At 67.0% G+C, this 14749-nt stretch carries 14 protein-coding genes and 3 tRNA genes; 6 read left to right on the top strand and 11 right to left on the bottom strand.

Features of this window, described 5'->3' with window-relative positions:
• The first annotated feature begins 67 nt into the window (after nucleotides 1-67).
• Nucleotides 68-778 carry an ArsR/SmtB family transcription factor gene (locus tag CV023_RS16610; RefSeq protein ID WP_230747923.1) on the top strand — a complete coding sequence of 237 codons (711 nt, stop codon included), beginning with the start codon at nucleotides 68-70 and terminating at the stop codon, nucleotides 776-778.
• Complete coding sequence (locus CV023_RS16605; protein WP_230747922.1) at nucleotides 775-1581, top strand: isocitrate lyase/PEP mutase family protein; 807 nt, start codon at nucleotides 775-777, stop codon at nucleotides 1579-1581. Before CV023_RS16610 ends, CV023_RS16605 begins: the two co-directional genes overlap by 4 nt.
• 10 nt (nucleotides 1582-1591) lie before the next feature.
• Here CV023_RS16605 and CV023_RS16600 read toward each other — a convergent pair whose 3' ends face one another.
• The 8 genes from CV023_RS16600 to CV023_RS16570 form a co-directional block, all read right to left on the bottom strand.
• Nucleotides 1592-2047 carry a hypothetical protein gene (locus tag CV023_RS16600; RefSeq protein WP_230747921.1) on the bottom strand — a complete coding sequence of 152 codons (456 nt, stop codon included), beginning with the start codon at nucleotides 2045-2047 and terminating at the stop codon, nucleotides 1592-1594.
• A gap of 97 nt (nucleotides 2048-2144) precedes the next feature.
• The gene (locus CV023_RS16595; protein WP_230747920.1) at nucleotides 2145-2888 is read right to left on the bottom strand and encodes a TSUP family transporter; all 744 of its coding nucleotides are present in this window, start codon (nucleotides 2886-2888) and stop codon (nucleotides 2145-2147) included.
• Between the two features lie 98 nt (nucleotides 2889-2986).
• Entirely contained in the window at nucleotides 2987-3871 is an 885-nt protein-coding gene (locus CV023_RS16590; RefSeq protein WP_230747919.1) for an SDR family oxidoreductase, read from the bottom strand.
• Nucleotides 3872-3975: 104 nt separating this feature from the next.
• Nucleotides 3976-4335 carry a dihydrofolate reductase family protein gene (locus CV023_RS19195; protein WP_442859950.1) on the bottom strand — a complete coding sequence of 120 codons (360 nt, stop codon included), beginning with the start codon at nucleotides 4333-4335 and terminating at the stop codon, nucleotides 3976-3978.
• The gene (locus tag CV023_RS19190) at nucleotides 4336-4536 is read right to left on the bottom strand and encodes a hypothetical protein (protein ID WP_442859949.1); all 201 of its coding nucleotides are present in this window, start codon (nucleotides 4534-4536) and stop codon (nucleotides 4336-4338) included.
• Between the two features lie 95 nt (nucleotides 4537-4631).
• Nucleotides 4632-4707: transfer RNA gene (locus CV023_RS16580), tRNA-Phe, on the bottom strand.
• Between the two features lie 68 nt (nucleotides 4708-4775).
• Nucleotides 4776-4849 (bottom strand) — tRNA-Asp (locus tag CV023_RS16575).
• A gap of 40 nt (nucleotides 4850-4889) precedes the next feature.
• Nucleotides 4890-4962, bottom strand: a tRNA-Glu gene (locus CV023_RS16570).
• 162 nt (nucleotides 4963-5124) lie between these two features.
• Between CV023_RS16570 and CV023_RS16565 the strand changes: the two genes are divergently transcribed.
• Both CV023_RS16565 and ybaK read left to right on the top strand, forming a co-directional pair.
• Nucleotides 5125-5472: a metallopeptidase family protein gene (locus tag CV023_RS16565; RefSeq protein ID WP_230747918.1), complete on the top strand. Its 348-nt coding sequence runs from the start codon at nucleotides 5125-5127 to the stop codon at nucleotides 5470-5472.
• 231 nt (nucleotides 5473-5703) lie between these two features.
• The gene (ybaK, locus tag CV023_RS16560; protein WP_230747917.1) at nucleotides 5704-6207 is read left to right on the top strand and encodes a Cys-tRNA(Pro) deacylase; all 504 of its coding nucleotides are present in this window, start codon (nucleotides 5704-5706) and stop codon (nucleotides 6205-6207) included.
• Nucleotides 6208-6229: 22 nt separating this feature from the next.
• Here the strand turns inward: ybaK and CV023_RS16555 are convergent, their stop codons facing one another.
• Complete coding sequence (locus tag CV023_RS16555) at nucleotides 6230-6841, bottom strand: IMPACT family protein (protein ID WP_230747916.1); 612 nt, start codon at nucleotides 6839-6841, stop codon at nucleotides 6230-6232.
• A gap of 92 nt (nucleotides 6842-6933) precedes the next feature.
• On the opposite strand from CV023_RS16555, the gene CV023_RS16550 reads away from it, so the two are divergent.
• Nucleotides 6934-8295, top strand: a complete 1362-nt coding sequence (locus CV023_RS16550; RefSeq protein ID WP_230748053.1) for an aspartate aminotransferase family protein — start codon at nucleotides 6934-6936, stop codon at nucleotides 8293-8295.
• 82 nt (nucleotides 8296-8377) lie between these two features.
• Here the strand turns inward: CV023_RS16550 and CV023_RS16545 are convergent, their stop codons facing one another.
• On the bottom strand, nucleotides 8378-10009 hold the full coding sequence (locus CV023_RS16545) for an amidohydrolase (RefSeq protein WP_230747914.1): 1632 nt from the start codon (nucleotides 10007-10009) through the stop codon (nucleotides 8378-8380).
• A gap of 24 nt (nucleotides 10010-10033) precedes the next feature.
• Nucleotides 10034-11746, bottom strand: coding sequence for a thiamine pyrophosphate-dependent enzyme (locus tag CV023_RS16540; protein ID WP_230747912.1), 1713 nt, complete (start codon nucleotides 11744-11746; stop codon nucleotides 10034-10036).
• A 140-nt stretch (nucleotides 11747-11886) separates the two neighbouring features.
• Here CV023_RS16540 and CV023_RS16535 point away from each other — a divergent pair, with 140 nt between their 5' ends.
• Nucleotides 11887-14748 carry an aminotransferase class I/II-fold pyridoxal phosphate-dependent enzyme gene (locus tag CV023_RS16535; protein ID WP_230747911.1) on the top strand — a complete coding sequence of 954 codons (2862 nt, stop codon included), beginning with the start codon at nucleotides 11887-11889 and terminating at the stop codon, nucleotides 14746-14748.
• Nucleotide 14749: the final 1 nt, after the last annotated feature.

Here is a 14749-nt window from a genome sequence, read left to right as displayed (position 1 = left end):
CTCCTTTCCTCTCTCGTTCTAACACACTTCGATCCGCGCCGAAGCAAGCGGGTTCTAGCATGGAGCCATGAGCAGGAGCTACCCGGAATCGGCGCCGGACATCGCCGCCCTCGCCTCGGCACTCGCCGATCCCACGCGCGTGATGATCTGCATCAGCGTCCTCGACGGCAGGGCCTGGACGCTCACGGAGCTCTCCCGGGCCCTGTCCATTCCGCTGTCGTCGATGTCGGAACACGTGAGCATGCTCGTCGACCGCGGCATCCTCGCCGAACGCAGGCAGGGACGCCACCGCTATGTCCAGCTGGCCTCGAACGACATCGCCGAGTGGCTCGAACACACGGGAGCTCTGGCCGGGCGCAGCGTCGACTCCGCACCGTCCCTGGCCGGGAAGACCCGCGACCGTCACCTCCTCGAGGCCCGTACCTGCTACAGACACATCGCCGGTCGCCTCGGCGTCCAGATCTTCGCCGCGCTGTCCGACCGGCAGTGGATCGACGACACCGTGACCGTGACCGACTCCGGTCGCGCAGGCCTCGCCGAGGTGTGGGGAATCCATCTTCCTTCCTCTCCGGCATCGGCGCGCTCGGTCGCACGCCCCTGCCTGGACTGGACGGAACGGCGGACCCACCTCGGCGGGTGGCTCGGTGATGAACTCTGCCGAGTCTTTCTCGACAGGGCCTGGATCTCCCGGCGGTCGAGCAGCCGCGCACTCGCACTCACACCGACCGGTCGGGACGAGCTCGACTGGATCCTGACCGCAAAGGTGACCCAGCTGTGAACTCGACCCCGGAATTCCACCGTCTCCACGTCCACGGGGCGCCGTTCATCCTGCCGTGCGCCTGGGACATCGCCAGTGCCCGATTGTTCGTCGAGGCGGGTCACCGTGCCGTCGGCACGACGAGTCTCGGTGTGGCGGCGGGAATCGGTACCGTCGATGAGGACCGCGAGACCCTTGAAGCCATGGCCGATCTCATCGGCCGGATTGCGACAGTACTGCCCGAGAGGCTGCTCACCTGCGACTTCGAAGACGGGTACGGTGACACTCCCGCCGAGGTCGTCGACATCCTGGCGGAGCGATTCGTCCGTCCCGGCGCACCGAGCGGCACAGGCCTGGCCGTCGCCGGAATCAACATCGAAGATTCGACCCGCGGCCGCCTCGTCGAACCCGTAGTGCTCGCCGCGAAGATCACCGCGATCAAGGACGCGTTCCCCGACCTCTTCGTCAACGCACGGATCGACACGTACTGGGTTGGGCAGGACAACCTCGGCGAGGTTGTGCAACGGCTCCGTATCTATGCCGATGCCGGGGCGGACGGGGTCTTCGTGCCCGGCGATCTCGATGTGGACATCATCGAGCAGATCGTCACGGCCTCGACGCTGCCGCTCAACGTCCTCGCCAGCCCGCGTTTCAGCCGCCGGCAGCTGGCCGAGGCGGGGGTGGCGCGGATCAGCACGGGTTCGCTGCTCTACCGAGCCGCGGTCTCAGCTGCGGTGGAGAGTCTCGGCAGGCTCAACGTCGACCGCCCGGCGCAGACGACTGGCGTGCTGTCCTACCGGACGGTGTCGGAGCTGGGCGAATGACCTGAGCGGCTCAGTCCTCGTCGAGCACGGTGTCCAGGCCATCCTCGGAGAGTGCATCGGCGTCGAGGTCGTCCCCGGCGAGTTCGGCCACCTCGTCATTGTCGTCGTCATCGCTGACCATCTCATCGCCGGGGCGGTTGCCCTGCTCAGCCGCGGCGATCGGGTCGGTGTCGAACTCTCCGTCGAGGTCGGGGGCGTCGTTCTCGTCCTCCCAGCCGGCATCCTCGATGAGGGCGTCGTCGGCACCTTCGATGCCGGTCCCTTCCGGGCCGTCGGCTCCGGGCTCGACGAAGGGATCCTCGTCATCGGGATCAGGCTCGAGGTCGTTGTCTTCGGCCTCGGCCTCGGCAAGTGCTGCGGTGTCCTCGACCGCGCCGAGCTCGTCGGCCGTGGGTTCGTCGAGGGTGGGCTCATCCAACTCCGCTTCGTCCTGCCACTGTGTGGGATCGGTGGATTCGTCACTCATGATCGCTCCTTCGCTGGGGGTCGATGCGAGTCGCATGTCGACGCGGCCATTGTTGCACGGACCGCCGCGTCCACGCATGGGTCGGGCCTGTTCAGGCTCAGGCCGTGCGCATGCCGATGCCGCTGATCACGGCCGAGACCGCACCGAGCAGGCCGAGGATGACGACGATGATCCGGCCTGCCTTCGGGGTGATGAAGGGCTCCAGATAACGGGCACCGAAGAGACCAGCCAGCAGAGCCGCGGCCATGAGAGACCATTCGGGCAGGGCGAACGTCGGGAACGATCCGGGGGAGGCCAGCAGGGCGGCGACCGCTCCGATGCCGGAGACGACGGCGACGAAAGGCTGCATCGATGCGGCGAACTTGCGGTGCTCCCATCGCGTGACGACCGAGTACACGGTCATCACCGGTCCGCCGATGCCGGACATCGTAATGAGCATTCCGGTGCCGGTTCCCGCCATGGTCGTCGCCGGCCAGAGTTTGGCCATCCAACTCGTACCGGCGATGACCAGGGAGACGAGGATGGCGACGATGAGGATGAGGCCGACGACGATCTTGAAGGTGCTCGCGTCCAAGGCGCGGATCACCACGGCCCCGAGGAGCGCGCCGACCAGACTGGTGCTCACAAGCACGGACACCTTCGGCCATTCGACGTCCTTGCGCACCGGCCAGATCAGGATGAGTGAGGCGACCATTCCCCAGACATTGGCGAGGACCACGCCTTCTTGCCCGGGGAGGAGAAGCAGAGCCAGCGGGGCGACGACCATGGCGAAACCCATTCCGGCGATGCGCTGCAGGGTGGCGCCGACAAGCATTGCCGCGACGAGGGCGATGGTCACCATGTCCAAGCAGAGTCTCCTCGTGTGTCAGCGGTGTCAGCAGATAGGTCACGCTAGCACGGGAGTCCTTGCCGGTCAGTTCCGGTCCGAAGGGTGAGGAGTCAGCGAGTCGCGGGGGAGGAGTCGGCGGAGCTGAGCTCTTCGGCAGGTGCGGCGGTGTTCGCTTCCGCGACCACGGGACGGCGGCCGGTGAAGTGGTCCATCGTCTTATTCACGCCGAGGAAGTCCATCGCTTTGTCGAACATCCGCGTGGGCAGCAGTCGTGCTCCGGGCAGGATGCGAACCAGCGAGGGCATGACCAGCTGTTCGCGCCCGGACGCGATGGAGTCGAGGACCTTGGTCGAAACGTCGGTCTCTTCGAGGATAGGCAGCAGGCGAGGGAATTTGGTGGTCACACCCTCGAACATGCCGGTGTTGATGTAGTACGGGCAGACGACGAGGGTCGAGACCTTGCTGCCTTCGGCGCGCAGCTCCGCACGCAGGGACTCGGTGAATCCGACGGCGGCGAATTTGCTCGCCGAGTAGTCGGTCTGCCGCGCCACGCCGGTGAATCCTGCGGCGCTGGCGATGGTGACCACCGTGCCGCGGTCGCGTTCGAGCATTCCGGGCAGGAAGGCGCGGGTGACCCAGTACAGAGCGAGGGTGTTGACGTCGTAGACGCGGCGGATCGCCTTCTCGTCGGCCTCCAGCAGCTTCTCGCCGGTGACGATCCCGGCGCAGTTGATGAGGATGTCAACCGGCCCGGTGTCCTCGGCCGCTGCCGCGACCTGCGCGGAATCGGCGACATTGACCGCAAAGGATCGGGCGCGTGAGCCCGCAGCCACGATCTCCTCGCGCACTCTCTGTCCGCTCTCGGTCGACAGATCCCAGATGAGAACCTCCGCGGCCCCGCGCGCAGCCGCATCGAGGGCCATAAGTCGTCCGATTCCGTTGCCGGCACCGGTGATCAGCACCCGGGCTCCGGCAATTCGGGTTCCACGTGTCATCTGTATGCTCCTTTGCACCATCGAGGTTCGACGGTCTTCCCATCGGTGTAAGTTACTGTACAGTACGATCCCTGGGTTCGGTACGGTGGAGGCGGTGAACGCCCTCAGTGCGCAATGCGGTAGCGCAGCACCATCGTCCCCGATCTCAGCGCACGGTGATCCACCAGTTCGAGCCGGAGACGTTCGCTCAGCCCCGCGGGCAGGGACGGTCCGTGTCCGGCGATCATCGGCTGGACGAGGAATTCGTATTCGTCGATCGGCCCCAGGTCCGCCAAGGCCTTCGGCAGGGTCACCCCGCCGACCCATAGGCGCTCACCCGGCTCTGCCTTGAGCCGTTCGACCCCCTCTGCCGCAGGACCGTCGACCAATTCGGCGTTCCAATCGACCCTGCTGAGCGTGCCCGACATGACGAACTTGTGCGCGCGATCGATGGCCTCGGCGAGGGGGTTCTCCCAGTCCTCCATTCACTCCGGCCACACCCCCGTGTTCGGCCTCCGCCACGCAGACTCCATCATCTCGTAGGTGATCCGGCCGAGGAGGAGGCCGTCGGCGCGTTCCATCTCCGCGGCCCAGTAGCGCAGCGACTCTTCGTCGGGCGGGATGCCGGCCTCGTGGTGGCAACTGCCGTCGTGGGTGAGGTCGATCGAGTAGCGAAGGAGTCCCATGCGCAGATGCTACTGCGGCAGGCCCGCGGGTGCGATGGCGGAGGGGCCGCGGAACGAGAAGAACCCCCGCGATCATCGCGAGGGTTCTTCCTAAGTGGTGGCTCCGACCGGCGTCGATCCGGTGACCTTTCGATTTTCAGTCGAACGCTCTACCAACTGAGCTACAGAGCCTGGTCGCCGGCATACCGAAGTATGCCGAGAGAAACAAAGGCTCTTCCGAAGAAGAGCCTTATGCTCCGCGACCCTGACGGGACTCGAACCCGCGACCTCCGCCGTGACAGGGCGGCGCGCTAACCAACTGCGCCACAGGGCCTTGCTGTTGTTGCGATGTGGAACCTCTCGATCCTACACCGTACCCCCAACGGGATTCGAACCCGTGTCGCCGCCGTGAAAGGGCGGTGTCCTAGGCCTCTAGACGATGGGGGCCTAGTTTGCTCTCGGATTCCCCGTGGGCAACGACGTTAAGCTTATCCCAAGGGTTTCCCGGAATGCAAAACGAAGACGGGTGTCCTCGGTCACAGAATTTCGGCCACCCGGGGCCCGCCTCGGCGAGGGGAACTCCAGAGCGCGAAAGCTAGAGTTGTAGGCATGGAATACCTCAGCGACGACGAGTTCGAAGCGATCCTCGACGAGGCGCTGGACGAGCTGCCCGCGGGCGTGACCGACGAACTCGACAACGTTGCCCTCTTCGTCGAGGACCGCCCCGAGGACGGCAGCACCAACCTGCTCGGACTCTACGACGGCACACCGGTCGGCGAACGCGGCATCTCAGGTCTGGAGATGCCGGACACCATCTTCCTCTACCGCGACAACCTCATCGCCTTCTCCCGCGACCGCGATCACCTCAAGGACGAAATCGTCATCACCATCGTCCACGAGATCGCGCACTTCTATGGCATCGACGACGATCGCCTCCACGAACTCGGCTGGGGCTGAGTTGCGCACCGACCACCAGCGAGGACGCGTGCACGTGAAAAGTCGAACTGTCGTTTCACGCAGGGTCTTTGATTGGCGCTCGGCCCTCCACTTCGCCTATTGTGGGCGGGTACCCATCAGCATCGATACAACATTCCGTCCGTGTCGAGGCGGGAACACAGGAGCTGCGAAGCTTCGGGCCCAGTGCCCGCCGTGTCCCGACGCACCACGGGCAGGAGGCACGACCCCTTTATGACAGTTGCATCCACCAAGACGACAAGCGCGGCTACCCCGGCCGTTCGAGTGCTCAACCTGGCAGGCATCGAATACAGCCTGCACAGCTTCGATCATGATCCGAGCACTCGTCGCTATGGCTCCGAAGCCGCCGACAAGCTCGGCGTCGGCTCCGACCAGGTGTTCAAGACCCTGATGATCCAGGTCGACGGCGCCCCCGTGACCGCACTGGTTCCCGTGTCCGGGCAGCTCGACCTCAAAGGTCTCGCCTCTGCCCGCGGTGCGAAGAAGGCCCAGCTGGCCGGCGTCGCCGAGACCGAACGCCGCACCGGCTACCCTGTCGGGGGAGTCTCCCCGTTCGGGCAGCGCCATGCGGCCCCGGTCGTCATCGATCGCACGGCCCTCGAGCATTCCTCGGTCTTCGTCTCCGCCGGACGCCGCGGGCTCGAGATCGAGATCCGCCCCGAAGACCTCGTCATGCTCACCAACGCCCAGGTCGGCAAGATCGCCGCTCTGGACTGACCGTGACCGACCGTCCCCGCGGCTAGATCCATTCGATCTCGCCGATCTCGGGTTCGGCCCGACCGGCCGTGAGGTCGGCGTACATCGCAATCGCCGCCTCCGCCTCGGCGACGGGGACGAGGACATCCACGTCGACACGCGCGCCGTACTCGGCCCGCGTCGACCAGCCCCGCACCTCGGCGCCGCGTTCGAGCGCATTGGCCTGCGCGTAGTCGACGCCGGCACGCACCGGCACCAGCTCATGCTTCGTCACAATCGACGCCGTTCCCACCGCCGCCGAGGTGGCCTGACCGTAGGCGCGCACGAGTCCGCCCGCACCCAGCAGGGTTCCCCCGAAATACCGGGTCACCACGGCGACGACATAGGTGAGTTCGTGCCCGGCCAGGACATCGAGGATCGGGGCACCGGCCGTGCCCGCGGGCTCCCCATCGTCATTGAAGCGCTGGGTCCGCGAATCCGGGTCGAGGATGAACGCCGTGCAGTGGTGGCGGGCCTTGGGATGGGCGCTCCGGCGCTCGGCGATGACCTCGCGGGCGGCCGCCTCGTCGACGACCGGAGCCAGAAGCGCGAGGAACCGTGAGCGCTTGATCTCGACCTCCGCCTCGGCGGTCCGTCTGATGGTCCGGTAGGGCATGCTCGTCACTCTATCGAATCTGATCTACGATGAGCGGACACGCGCAGATCACGCGCGCGGACAGCCTCCTCCGTGGTGAAAGGGTGATGCAGATGCAGCAGCTCAGCGATGACGAGATCACAGCGATCAGGGACGAATCGGCTCGCGCCTACGACCTCGATCGGGCCCACGTCTTCCACTCGTGGTCGGCGCAGCGCCTCAACGATCCGATGACCATCTCCCGGGCCTCGGGCTCGACCGTCGTCGACGGTCAGGGACAGTCGTTCCTCGACTTCTCCTCCCAGCTGGTCAACACGAACATCGGGCACCAGCATCCGGCCGTCGTCCAGGCGATCAAGGACCAGGCCGACCTGCTGTGCACGATCAGCCCCGCCCACGTCAACGCCGCCCGCTCCGAGGCGGCCCGGCTGATCACCGAACGCACTCCGGCCGGACTCGACCACGTCTTCTTCACCAACGGCGGTGCCGACGCGAACGAACACGCGATCCGGATGGCCCGACTGCACACCGGCAAACGCAAGGTCCTCTCCCGCTACCGCTCGTATCACGGCGGCACCGAGACGGCGATCAACGTCACCGGCGACCCGCGCCGCTGGTCGAACGACAACGGCGACTCCGGAGTCGTCCACTTCTTCGGCCCCTTCCTCTACCGGTCGGAGTTCTCTGCGACTACCGGGGCGGAGGAGACCGAGCGGGCCCTGCGCCACCTCGAACGGACCATCGAACTCGAAGGACCCTCGACGATCGCCGCGATCGTCCTCGAGTCGATCCCCGGCACCGCCGGAATCATGATCCCCAGCGCCGACTACATGCAGGGAGTGCGACAGCTGTGCGACAAGCACGGCATCGTCTACATCGCCGACGAGGTGATGGCCGGGTTCGGCCGGTCCGGGAAATGGTTCGCCTTCGAACACTTCGACATCGTGCCCGACATCATCACCTTCGCCAAGGGCGTGAACTCCGGGTATGTGCCCCTGGGCGGGGTGATCATGAACGAGGCGATCTATGACTCCTTCGGCGAACGCGCCTACCCCGGCGGACTGACTTACTCCGGGCACCCGCTGGCCTGCGCGGCGGCGGTGGCGACGCTGACCGCGATGGATTCCGAAGGCATGATCGACCACGCCGCGCGCATCGGCGAGGACATCATCGGGCCCCGGCTGCGTCAGATCGCTGAGAACTCCAAGCACGTCGGCGAGGTCCGCGGAGTCGGTGCGTTCTGGGCGATCGAACTCGTCTGGGACAAGGAGACGCGGGAGCCGCTGGCACCCTACGGCGGCGGCTCACCCGAGGTCGCCTCGGTGCTCGGGGCGCTCAAGGAGCACGGCGTCATCCCGTTCAACAACTACCACCGACTCCATGTGGTCCCGCCGATCAACATCAGCGACGAGGACCTCGAGCGCGGCCTCGGCGTCTTCGAGAAGGTCCTCACCGACCTTGACTTCTCCCGCTGACCACCCCGAATCTCCTCCCAAGACTACCTGACGGGGTCCCAGACACCTCGCGCCACGTTGTTGGGACCCCGTCAGGTAGTTGTCAGCGGGCGTCGTGGGTGAACTCGCCGCCGAGGACGGTCGCCCGCACCGGGATCTGCGCGATCTCGGTCGGGGCCACCTCGGCGGGATGAGCGTCGAGGGCGACGAAGTCGGCGAGCTTGCCGCGACTCAGCGTCCCCTTGTCCGCTCCCTGCCCGGAGCCGATCGCCGCGACCTTCGTGTACGCGGCGATCGCCTCGTCCGGTGACAGGCATTCGGCGGCCGAGCCCATCACGTCGCCCTCGCGCGTCGCCCGGGTGACGAAGGCTTCGATGCCGCGCAGCACATTCCCATCGGCGCAGGGCCGATCCGAGCTGCCGGCGAGGATCACCCCGGCGTCGATGAAGGACTTCGCGCGGTAGATCAGCTGCCGCCGGTCGGGGCCCACCGACCGGTTCATCCCGTCGCCGATGCCTTCGGCGAAGGCCGCCTGCGGGGTGACGACGATGCCGTTCTCGGCCAGTGTGCGCAGATGTTCCTCGTGGACGAGTCCGGCGTGTTCGATCCGGTTGGGCACCGCACGCCTGCCATAGCGGTTCTGCGCGTCGACGATATTGGCCACGGCCGCGTCCACTGCCGCGTCGCCGATCGCATGGACGGCCAGCGACCACCCGGAGGCGTAGGTGTCGAGGATCTGCCGGCGCAGCTCCGCGGCGTCGGCCTGCAGATACCCGGGGTGATCCTTGCCCGCGTAGTTCTCACGCAGCGCCGCGGTCTCCCCGCTCATCGCCCCGTCCATGAAGAATTTGACCGGGCCGATCGAGAGGAGCTCATCGCCGAGGCCGGTGCGCAGTCCCGCATCGAGGCCGATGCCGAAGCCGTCGGCGGAGTTCGCCGCGATCGCATGGAGGCCGTCGGCCTGCGGCAGCAGCTGGGCGCGGGCCCGCAGCTTCCCCTGCTCGCGGGCAGCGAGGTAGGCGGAGATCTCGATGGGGGAGTGGCCGATCCAGCCGTAGGCGATGCCGCATTCGCCGAAGGAGGTGATCCCCTCTTTCGCATAGTGTGCGGTCGCGAGGTCGAGGGCGTCGACGATCGTGTCGATCGAGTACGGCCGGATGAGGTTCTGCACGAGTTCTTGAGCGGTCTCCTCGAGCAGTCCGGTCGGATGCCCGGCGGCATCGCGGACGACCTTGCCGCCGACGGGTTCGGTGAAGTCCGGTGCGAGGATCCCGGCCCGCCGCATCGCTTCGGTGTTGACGATCGCGGCATGCCCCGAGGTCTGGCGCATGAACAGCGGCCGATCCCCGGTGATCTCGTCGAGCCGGGCCAGATCCGGGTACTGCCCGTCGTAGTCTCGGTGGGCGTAGCCGGTGGCGTTGATCCATTCGCCGGCCGGTGTCGTGGCCGCGGCGGTCTCGAGGGCCGCGTAGACCTCGTCCAGCCCGCCGGGCAGGGCGGTGACGTCGATCGAGGCGAGGGTGAGTCCGAACCAGGCGGTGTGGCAGTGGACGTCGTTGAAGCCCGGCAGAACGGTGGCACCGCCGAGGGATTCGACGCGGTCGGCATCGATGCCCTCGAGCTCCTCGTCGAAGCCGATGATCCGCCCGCCGAAGACCCCGATCTTCGTCGCCCGCGGCCGTGCGGGATCGAGGGTGCGGGCGTCGAGGTCGGTGAAGATCGCGTCGATTCTCATGAGCTCACTCTTTCATGCTCAGGCTCAGGCCCGGGCACCGCGGATCGCGGGATCGGTGATGCAGTGGACGAGGGCCGGTCCCTCGTGGGCGAGTACCGCGGCGAAGGCCTCCCTGAACTCCGAGGTGGACTCGACCCTGATGCCGAGCCCGCCGAAGGCCTGAGCCATGCCCGCGAAATCGGGATTGACCAGCGTCGTGCCCGTCGCCCGGCCCGGGTATTCGCGGTCCTGGTGGCCGCGGATCGTGCCGTAGACGGAGTTGTCGTTGACGACGACGGTGAGGTCGATCCCGTATTGGGCGGCGGTGGCGAGCTCCTGACCGTTCATGAGGAAGTCCCCGTCCCCGGCGATGCAGAACACGGCCCGTTCCGGATGGACGAGACCCGCGGCGACGGCGGCCGGCAGCCCGAAGCCCATCGATCCGTTCCGCGGTCCCAGAGCCGAGGGGAATCCGTGGGCGGGCAGGAACCGTGTCGCCCAGCCGGAGAAGTTCCCCGCCCCGTAGGTGATGATCGCGTTGTCCGGAAGGAGCTCGCGGACGTGGACGAAGGCCTCGTCCATGTCGACGAACTCCGGCGCCGAGGTGGTTGTGCCCACCCGTGGTTCACGCCAGTCCTCGAACTCGGCCCGGGCGCGACGGATCCATTCGGGCAGCGGCACGGCCGCCTCGGTGGGGGTCAGGGAGGAGTCCTCGGCGGCGGGTTCGTCGATCGACCCGTCCGAGGACACCGAGTAGGCGCGGGACCCGTCTTCGGTGAACAGCGATTGGGCGAAGCGACCCACCGAGGTGACGATGTGCTGGTCGAGGGGGCCGAAGTGACCGTGGGCATCGGCATCGGGGCCGATGACGACGGTCTTCTGCTCGGTGCCGATGGTGAAGCCGGCGGTGGACACATCGGTGCGGACACAGCCGAGGAAGATGTGCAGGTCAGCCTCGGCGAAGGTCCTCTTCGCCACCTCGGAGGCCCCGTAGCCGAGGATGCCGAGGAAATTGGGGCCGGCATGGTCGATGCCGTCATAGGCGCGGAAGGTGCCGATCACGCCGAGGCCGCGGTCGCGGGACCATTGGGCGATGCGCTTCGAGGTGCTCGGTGACCAGTCCTCGCCGCCGATGACGAGCACGGGACGGTCGGCCTGAAGGATCCGGGCGCGCAGCTCGGTGAGGTCCCCGCTGTACGGAGCAGGGGAGCCGAGGGTGCGCGGCGGAAGGGTCCGGGCGGTGGTCTCCCGGACGAGGACCTCCTCGGGGAGACCGACGATGACGGGACCCGGCCGCCCGGCTACGGCGGTGTGCATGGCGTCGGCGACCACCTCGGCGGCCTTGTCGGGGGCATCGAGGGTGAGGACCTTCTTCGCGGTCGTGGAGAACCAGCCGGACAGGTCGAACTCCTGGAAGGCCTCCCGACCGCGCTGCGCGGTGGGGATGAGACCGACGAACACGACCATCGGCGTCGCGTCCTGGAAGGCGGTGTGCACGGCGACCATGACGTTCGAGGCCCCGGGGCCGCGGGTGACCATGGCGATGCCGGGCACCCCGGTCATCCGGCCCTCGGCCACGGCCATGTAGCCGGCTCCGCCCTCCTGGCGGCAGACGATCGCACGGATGGACGAGTCGTGGAGGCCGTCGAGAACATCGAGATAGGACTCGCCCGGGACCAGGTATGCGCGTTGGACTCCGTGCGCCTCGAGCTCACGGACGAGAAGATGACCGGCGGATTTCGGCTCTGAATTGCCCATGCTTCATGCTTATCATTCTTTCGTCTCATATGGGCACACCGTTGACCATTCGGTCGCGGGAGGTCGTATGATCTGTGCACAACGGAATCCGCAGGGGGACGCCGTCCCAGCGAGAAGATTGACAGCCAGGAGGCTTACGCATGACCGGCATCGACTCCGACGACCATCCGGCACCGACTTCGTTCGGGCCGGATCGATCCGCCGCCGGAGCAGCGCCTCGAACGCACGCCGGCTCCGGGTTCCTGTCCCGACCGCGGAAGGCCAAGCTCGAACGCGATCCGGGAATGCCGGCAAGCACCTGGCGGCTGCGCTCCGATGCCTGGGAGTACCTCAAGTTCGCGATCAAACGCCTGGCGATGAGCGGTGGGGACTTCTCGATGATCGCCGAGGACGGGGAGGTCTGGCGCTCGCTGCGGTCGCTGAAGACCATCGAACTCTACTGGGGCGGATTCGGTCAGCGCTACGTTGAGGAGATCGCCGAACTGCTCTCCGACGGGGAGTTCGACAGGGCCCACGACATGATCACCCGAGCCGTCAACCGACTGCGTGGGACGACCGTGCCCGACGTCATGGACGAAGACCTCACCGAGGAGGAACGCGCCGAGCACAAGGACCGGCAGGACCCGCGTCCTCGCTTCGAAGTCCTCATCGTCGACGAGACCACCGAAGGCGGCCGCGATGAGCTGCACACCGACCTGCTCAAGCTGCGCAACGCCTCCGACCAGTTCATCTACGACTACGTCATCGTCCCGACCGCCGACGATGCGGTGGTCGCGGCCCTGACGAACCCGAACCTGCTCGCCTGCGTCATCCGTCCCGGCTTCACCGACCGGACCCGGGAGGTGCTCAGCCGGGACCTGCGCAATGCGGTGGCGCTCGCCCACGAGGGCACGGCCACCTCGCCGACGACGCCGATGAGTCCGCTCAACTCGGTTCGCCGGGTGCTGCGCCTGGCCGACACGCTGGCCGGTCTGCGCCCGGAGCTCGACCTCTACCTTATGGCCGGCGCCCATATCGAGAACCTGGCCGGTGCCCTGACCCACCGATTCCGTCGCGTCTTCCGCCGCGAGGACCAGTTCGAACTCCACCTGTCCCTGCTGCGCCGCGTCCAGCACCTCTACGACACGCCGTTCTTCACCGCGATCCGCGAACACGCCCGCCGTCCCGCCGGTGTCTTCCACGCCCTGCCCGTCTCCCGCGGCGGATCGGTCGTCGGCTCGAAGTGGATCAGCGACTTCGTCGACTTCTACGGCCTCAACCTGCTGCTCGCGGAGACCTCGGCGACCTCGGGTGAGTTGGATTCGCTGCTCGCCCCGGTGGGCACGATCAAGAAGGCGCAGTCCTTGGCGGCCCGTGCCTTCGGCGCCAAGCGGACCTACTTCGTCACGAACGGCACCTCGACGGCCAACAAGATCGTCCACCAGGCCGTGGTCTCACCCGACGAGGTCGTCATGGTCGACCGCAACTGCCACAAATCGCATCACCATGCGCTCATGCTCACCGGTGCCAGGACCGCGTACCTCGAGGCCTACCCGCTCAACGACGTCGCCTTCTACGGGGCCGTGCCGCTCGATAGGATCAAGCAGCTCCTGCTCGACTACCGTGCCGCCGGCCGCCTCGACGAGGTGCGGATGATCACCCTGACCAACTGCACCTTCGACGGCATCGTCTACGACCCGTACACGGTGATGGCCGAATGCCTCGCGATCAAACCGGATCTCGTGTTCCTGTGGGACGAGGCCTGGTTCGCCTTCGCCCGCTTCCACCCGGTCACCCGCAAGCGCACCGCGATGGTCGCGGCCGAACGCCTTGAAGAGGTCATCGGCACCAGCGCGCACGCCACCGCCTATCGTGAGCAGCAGCGCAGGCTCTTCGACCCCGAGACCGGGCAGCCGGCACCGGACGAGGTGTGGCTGAACGAATCGCTGCTGCCGCCGCCGGACGCCAGGATCCGGGTGTACGCGACCCAGTCGACGCACAAGACCCTGACCTCGCTGCGGCAGGGGTCGATGGTCCACGTCTACGATCAGGACTTCGCCCATGGGGCCGAGGAATCCTTCCACGAGGCGTACATGACGCACACCTCGACGTCCCCGAACTATCAGATCCTCGCTTCCTTGGACCTGGGCCGCCGGCAGGTCGAGATGGAGGGCTTCGCCCTCGTGCAGAAGCAGCTCGACCTGGCGATGAGCCTCGCCTCGGCGGTGGCCCGGCACCCCCTGCTGAAGAAGACCTTCCGCGTGCTCACCGCCGCCGATCTCATTCCCTCGGAGTACCGGGAGACCGAGCGGACGATGCCGCTGCGTGACGGTCTGGCGACCTTCTGGAAGGCCTGGGCGACCGACGAGTTCGTCGTCGATCCCAGTCGCATCACCGTCGAGATCAGCGGCACCGGGGTCGATGGGGACACGTTCAAGCACGAGCACCTGATGGACCGCTACGGCATCCAGGTGAATAAGACGAGCCGCAATACGGTGCTGTTCATGACGAACATCGGCACCTCGCGGTCGGCGGTGGCCTACCTCATCGAGGTCCTCGTCAAGCTGGCGCAGAAGTTCACCGATCCGCACGAACTCGACACTCCGGACGCCCGGAACGAACCGGCCGCGGTGATGCCGCCGCTGCCGGACTTCAGCGCCTTCGCCCCGGAATATGCCGCCGAGGTTCCGGCAGAGGATCCCTCGAAGCAGCTGCCCGATGGTGACCTGCGCACCGCCTACTATGCGGGTCTGCGCCGGTGGAACATCGAACACGTCCTGCCCCATGAGCTGCGCCGTCGGGTCGAGGCGGGTCAGCGGCCGGTGTCGGCCGGCTTCGTCACCCCGTATCCGCCCGGATTCCCGGTCCTCGTGCCCGGGCAGGTCATCACCGCCGAGGTGCTCGACTTCATGTCCGCGCTCGACACCCGGGAGATCCACGGCTACGAGGCGAGGCTCGGGTACCGGGTGATCCTGCCGCAGGATGTGATCGAAGCCAAAGCCGCCGAGGCGGAGAAGAGCTGAG

The organism is Brevibacterium sp. CCUG 69071, from assembly GCF_021023135.1.
In the GTDB taxonomy this organism is placed as follows: Bacteria; Actinomycetota; Actinomycetes; order Actinomycetales; family Brevibacteriaceae; genus Brevibacterium.
Note: the sequence above shows the minus strand (reverse complement) of the source record. Positions and strands in the feature narration are given on the sequence as shown.